The sequence below is a fragment of the Roseofilum sp. SBFL genome (assembly GCF_017746885.1).
Taxonomy (GTDB): Bacteria; Cyanobacteriota; Cyanobacteriia; order Cyanobacteriales; family Desertifilaceae; genus Roseofilum.
This window is the reverse complement of record NZ_JAGHZH010000139.1, coordinates 1-5,541: the sequence shown is the minus strand read 5'-3', so window position 1 is coordinate 5,541 and position 5,541 is coordinate 1. Positions and strand designations below refer to the sequence as shown.

Here is a 5,541-nt window from a genome sequence, read left to right as displayed (position 1 = left end):
GACGTTGAAGTTTTTGATTTCTTGGGCTTCACGAGGTAGCAGGGAGGCTATGCTGAAGTCAATTAATTTCACCTGTTGCGTTTCGGGTTGAATCAGGATGTTAGCTGGTTTAATATCTTTGTGGATCACTTGTTGGCGATCTAGTTCTTGTAGGATTTCCGCGAGTTGGATGGCGATATCTAAGTAGTGTCCTAGGTCTAAGGACTGCTCTTTTGCTAGTGCTTTGTCGAGAGCGATCGCCCCTAAATCTTCCATAACCAAGGCGTAACCATTACCGTAGCGCTCTAAGCTTAAGGGGACGACAATGCCAGTTGAGTTTAGGTTTTTAGTAATGGTATACTGGTTGCGGAACTGTACTAGTTCGCTAAAACTCGGGTAGGAGTTGCGTAACAATTTGATCGCGACTTTTAAGGAGTCAGACAGGCGTGTTCCTTGATAGACTAGGGTTCGCTCTCCTTCATAGATTTTTGAGCCAATTTGATAGCCAGGAAGTTTTGGAGTCATGAGGTTGGAGCTTTTTTGATGTTCTCTTATGGTAATGGTAGATATTTTATTGGCTTCCAATACCCGATCGCGATCGCAACTGAGCTGCGATCGCCATCTTATCTTTTAGCTATGATATGCAATCTAGAATCGACGAGCTAGTTGCCGATGGGTATGGAAATCTCCAACCCAGTACCTTTACTCAATTGAGAAGTACAGGTAATCTTACCGCCATGTTTTTGGGTGATGATTGATTTAGCGATCGCCATTCCCAAACCTGTCCCTTTACCCACTGCTTTCGTTGTAAATCCTTGCTCGAAGATGCGTTCTCTCACTTCTTCTGGCATCCCCATGCCATTATCAGTAATGCGAATGGTGACCTCCTGTACTTAGGATTTTTAGACTTGGGGTGTAGTTGAGAAACAGGCTTCTAGATGATTGGCGATCGCTTTGGCAATTCCTTCTTTGCCCATCATCTTCTCGGCTGTTTGATTTTTCGACACCCAATAGGCAATTTGTTCGCCTTGCGCTCCCCTTTCTTCTCCGCGATTAGCCACCACTGCATTGTATCCTTGTGCTAGTTTTTGTTGGGCAATATCAATTAATTCTTTATGGGTAACGTCTTCCTGATACTTGAAGGTTACCATATATAGATCTGGGAATTCTGTCCTTACCCGTTCAATAACCTTGCCCGTGGGGACTAATTTCAGAGAGTGTAAAGCTCCGCCACTGGGGGTTTTACCAGGTAGAATGCGCTCGGGTTGATAGTCTGCAACAGCGGCGGAAAAGATGCCAAAAACATAGGGATATTGCTGTAAGTGCTCTAAAACTAATTGGGCATAATGTTCGTAGGTTTGAGCGATTTCACAGGGGAAATAGGGAGGTGGGGTATCGCCACCCGTTCCTAGAATTAACTGGACTTCTGCCCCTCGTAAATATAGTTCTTCGGTGATTTTAAGGCTTAAAGTGCCGCGAAAGCGATTGGTGATTCGGCGAATATTATCAATGGGAACGGGAGTAGGACCGCCGGTGACTAAAATGGGAATACCTTTTAAGGGAGAAGAACTGACTAAGCGCGAAACTGTGGTTACAATCGATCGCAGATCGGGTAAATTGTGTTTGCCGTAGGCTTCTTTAGGAGGCATAATCTCTACACCCCAGTGCTGTAATTGCTGTAGGGATTCGCTTAAAATTCGATTGTGTAAACTGCCGTGCATAGTGGGCACAATCAGAATTTTGGTTTGCCCCTGTTCTAGTTTTCCTAAGGCGGAAGCGAGGGTAGAGGCGATCGCTCCATCGGCGATGCCATAGCGCATTTTATTAATCGTATTGTAAGTGGCGGGAGCGACGACATAGGCATCAAAAGGGTATTCATCGCTAAGATGTTCCGCAGCAGCCGTCAGTTTCGTAATCACCGGATGGGTGGTACTCCATTCTAGACTGTCGAGGGTGGTATAGCGCAGGGCTTCAGTGGAGGTAAAGGCGGTAACCTCTGCTCCTTCGCGCCTGAGTTCCCGCGCTAATAAGGGGGCTTTGAGGGCGGCAATACTGCCGGTAATGAGCAGAGCAATACGTTTTCCTTGAAGGTGGGTTCCGTGTAGGGGGACTTCGCGATCGCCTAATTCAGAGGCAGGAGGAGGGGTAAAATTCCAAGGTTTCATAGAGGGAATGGGGAATGGGGAATGGGGCTTTGGGCTGCTATAGTGGACATTTATAAATGCTCAAACCCTTGTAGAAAAAGATTTTTGCCTTTTGCCTTTTGCCTAGCACAAAGCGCTATATCTTATTTTGCTTGAGGTTAGGGCGGGCTAACGTTACAAAACATTGAGAAAAAGGACTCAAATGTAAAGGGGGATCGGCGATCGCTATACAATGCTGAAATACGCTCGATTTGTTTAGATTACTGTTTGTAAACTCCCAATTATGTTTCCCATTCATCGCCCTCGTCGCCTCCGTAACTCTGCTACCTTGCGCCGCATGGTACAAGAGAATGTCTTAACCACCAATGATTTGATTTATCCGTTGTTTGCGATCCCGGGTGAAGGAGTCGCTAAGGAAGTGCGATCGATGCCTGGCGTATATCAGCTATCAGTAGACAAAATTGTAGACGAAGCGAAGGAAGTTTATGATTTGGGCATTCCGGCGATTATCCTATTTGGTATTCCCGAAACCAAAGATATGGAAGCAACGGGTGCTTGGCATCATTGTGGGATGATCCAGCAAGCAGCTACGGCAGTCAAAGAAGCCGTGCCTGAGCTAGTGGTGATTGCAGATACTTGTTTATGCGAGTATACCAGCCATGGTCATTGTGGCTATTTGGAAGTGGGAGATCTGACGGGACGGGTGTTGAACGATCCCACGTTAGAGTTATTGAAGAAAACTGCCGTTTCCCAAGCCAAAGCTGGAGCGGATGTGATTGCCCCATCTGGGATGATGGACGGGTTTGTACAAGCGATTCGCGCAGCGTTAGATGAAGAGGGGTTTGAAGAGATTCCGATTTTGTCCTATGCTGCTAAGTACGCTTCGGCCTATTACGGGCCATTCCGAGATGCGGCTGAGTCAGCCCCCCAATTTGGCGATCGCCGCACCTATCAGATGGACCCGGCTAATAGTCGCGAAGCAATTAAGGAAATCGATCTGGATGTGGTGGAAGGGGCGGATATGCTCATGGTTAAACCGGCTTTAGCCTACATGGATGTGATCTGGCAAGTGAAACAAGCCTCCAATCTCCCCGTCGCCGCCTACAATGTTTCTGGTGAATATTCTATGGTTAAAGCCGCTGCTCTCAATGACTGGATTGATGAACGGCGAGTGGTACTCGAAACCCTAACCAGCTTTAAACGTGCTGGTGCCGATCTCATTCTCACCTATCATGCCAAGGATGCTGCCCGGTGGCTTCAGGGGTAATGAATCCTCCATCATTAATGTCTGTTGATGTAGTATAGAGCCGAGAAAGGGGGAGTTAGGACATTACCTATTGTCTCAAACCATAACCTAACGGTCCTAACTCACTCCTTCTCGGCTATCTCACCAATTACCCATTATCCAACTTCAAAACCGCCATAAATGCCGACTGAGGCACATCGACTGTACCAATGGACTTCATTCGCTTTTTACCCTTGGCTTGTTTTTGCAACAGCTTTTTCTTCCGGGAAATATCACCGCCGTAACATTTAGCCAATACATCCTTACGCAAGGCAGGAATATGTTCGCTGGCAATAATTCGCGAACCAATAGCGGCTTGAATGGGAACTTTGAACTGATGACGCGGGATCAATTCTTTCAATTTTTCCGTTAATCCCCGTCCCACATAATAGGCTTTATCGCGATGGACAATCATCGCTAGGGCATCGACGGGATCGTTGTTGATCATGATATCTAAGCGCACCAAATCATCGGAGCGATAGCCAATAAACTGATACTCCATACTGGCATAACCGCGCGATCGCGTCTTCATCTGATCGAAGAAGTCGGTTACCACTTCCGCTAAGGGCAACTCGTAAATCAAGGTAGTGCGACTTTGGGTTAAATACTTCATATCCTTGAAGATTCCCCGCCGAGTTTGGCACAATTCCATCAATGTGCCCACATAGGCTTCTGGGGTAATAATATCGACTTTTACATAGGGTTCTTCAATGCTTTGTCGTTCGTTGGCAGCCGGTAAGGTACTCGGATTATCAATGGCGACGGTTTCTTCCGAGTTAAGAACCACCCGATAAACCACGGAAGGAGCTGTAATAATCAAATCCAGATTATATTCCCGCTCTAACCGTTCTTGGACAATTTCCATATGTAACAATCCCAAGAACCCACAGCGAAAACCGAAGCCCATGGCGCTAGAGGTTTCTGGCTCATAGGAAAGGGCAGCATCATTGAGTTTGAGCCTCTCTAGAGCTTCCCGTAATTCGGGGAACTGGTTGGCATCGGTGGGAAACATGCCGCAGAATACCATGGGGTTGGCTTCTTTATATCCCGGTAAGGGATTTTCTGCTGGTTCTGCTTTCAGGGTAATGGTATCGCCCACCCGCGCATCTTCCACCGCTTTAATGGATGCGGCTAAATAGCCCACTTCTCCAGCATGTAGTTCTTCCACTTGCACTTGAGTTGGAGAGAGAATGCCTAACTCGTCAATATCGTATTCTTTACCGGTTGCCATCAAGCGGATGCGATCGCCTTTACGAACCTTACCATCCACCACCCGAAAATAGACGATTACGCCCCGATAGCTATCATAATAACTGTCGAAAATCAAGGCTCTTAGAGGTTCTTTTAGGGTTTCTTGAGGAGCAGGAACTCCCTGAACAATGGCTTCTAGAATTTCTGGAACGCCAATTCCTTCCTTTGCCGAAGCTAAAATGGCATCACTACAATCTAATCCAATCACCTCTTCAATTTCTGCCTTCACCCGATCCGGGTCCGCCCCGGGCAAGTCAATTTTATTCAGAACGGGGATAATTTCCAGATCGTGTTCTAGGGCCAAATAAACATTTGCCAAGGTTTGTGCTTCTACCCCCTGGGAGGCATCTACTACCAACAGCGCCCCCTCACAAGCAATCAGCGAGCGCGAAACTTCATACGAGAAATCAACATGTCCTGGAGTATCAATTAAATTAAGGACATAAACTTCCCCATTATCCGCTTGATAATTCATCCGTGCAGCTTGGAGCTTAATCGTAATCCCCCGCTCCCGTTCGAGATCCATGCTATCGAGGAACTGCTCCTTCATATCGCGATCGGCAACTGTTCCCGTAAACTGGAGGAGGCGATCGGCCAAGGTAGACTTCCCATGATCGATATGGGCAATAATACAGAAATTACGAATATGAGAGACTTTAGCGTCGGTCATAAAGTTGAATTTGAACCTAATGTAAGTAACACGTTTAGTGAATAATAGTCGCTCCAGCCTCAGACTTACTTGATTGACATCCTCCCCAGCCTAAAGGCGTGGGGATTCCCCTCATCACTAAGGAGACTTCCTCTTTCTACGAGTTCCCTTGCTTGGAACTGTTTCCCATTCCAAACAGAGGGGATTCTCTCGGGAGGCGTTACTTTCCGTCT

Annotated in this window: 5 protein-coding genes; 1 reads left to right on the top strand and 4 read right to left on the bottom strand. The window is 46.8% G+C overall.

Annotation, left to right across the window (positions count from 1 at the left end; genetic code table 11):
* The 3 genes from J7545_RS14610 to J7545_RS14600 all read right to left on the bottom strand — a co-directional run.
* Window positions 1–504 (bottom strand): serine/threonine protein kinase (locus tag J7545_RS14610; RefSeq protein WP_318719757.1); only part of this gene is annotated, 504 nt, incomplete at its 3' end.
* Window positions 505–641: 137 nt separating this feature from the next.
* Window positions 642–857, bottom strand: a complete 216-nt coding sequence (locus J7545_RS14605) for a HAMP domain-containing sensor histidine kinase (protein ID WP_318698913.1) — start codon at window positions 855–857, stop codon at window positions 642–644.
* Window positions 858–881: 24 nt separating this feature from the next.
* Entirely contained in the window at window positions 882–2,144 is a 1,263-nt protein-coding gene (locus J7545_RS14600) for a phosphopantothenoylcysteine decarboxylase (protein WP_318698911.1), read from the bottom strand.
* Between the two features lie 262 nt (window positions 2,145–2,406).
* On the opposite strand from J7545_RS14600, the gene hemB reads away from it, so the two are divergent.
* Complete coding sequence (gene hemB, locus J7545_RS14595; RefSeq protein ID WP_318719756.1) at window positions 2,407–3,390, top strand: porphobilinogen synthase; 984 nt, start codon at window positions 2,407–2,409, stop codon at window positions 3,388–3,390.
* Window positions 3,391–3,517: 127 nt separating this feature from the next.
* Here hemB and lepA read toward each other — a convergent pair whose 3' ends face one another.
* The gene (gene lepA, locus J7545_RS14590; protein ID WP_318698909.1) at window positions 3,518–5,329 is read right to left on the bottom strand and encodes a translation elongation factor 4; all 1,812 of its coding nucleotides are present in this window, start codon (window positions 5,327–5,329) and stop codon (window positions 3,518–3,520) included.
* Window positions 5,330–5,541: the final 212 nt, after the last annotated feature.

What these genes read in the sequence shown, in the direction of transcription:
- J7545_RS14600 (WP_318698911.1), bottom strand. Translation starts at nt 2,144, where the DNA reads ATGAAACCTTGGAATTTTACCCCTCCTCCTGCCTCTGAATTAGGCGAT.
- hemB (WP_318719756.1), top strand. Translation starts at nt 2,407, where the DNA reads ATGTTTCCCATTCATCGCCCTCGTCGCCTCCGTAACTCTGCTACCTTG.
- lepA (WP_318698909.1), bottom strand. Translation starts at nt 5,329, where the DNA reads ATGACCGACGCTAAAGTCTCTCATATTCGTAATTTCTGTATTATTGCC.